Consider the following 227-nt stretch of genomic DNA (forward strand, 5'->3'; position numbering starts at 1 on the left):
TATACGTTGAACAAAGCTTCGAAGAGCGGCTAAGTTTATTGCTTGAACATGAAATAACGCAGCGTGATCAGCGTAAAATAGATCGCCTAACGCGACAAGCAAAGTTCAGAGTTGGCGGCACACTTGCCCAACTCAACTATGGCGCAGCACGACAACTCGATAAAGCTCAGATCCGTTCATTAGCACAAGGTGAATGGCTTCGTCTTCACCAAAACATCTTGATCACA

General features: G+C 45.4%; 1 pseudogene. It reads left to right on the top strand.

The features are described 5' to 3' along the window. A pseudogene (gene istB / locus CIK77_RS17475) lies at window positions 1-227 on the top strand (IS21-like element ISShfr5 family helper ATPase IstB); the annotation flags it as partial.

The organism is Microbacterium sp. JB110, assembly GCF_003335195.1.
Classification (GTDB): domain Bacteria; phylum Actinomycetota; class Actinomycetes; order Actinomycetales; family Microbacteriaceae; genus Microbacterium.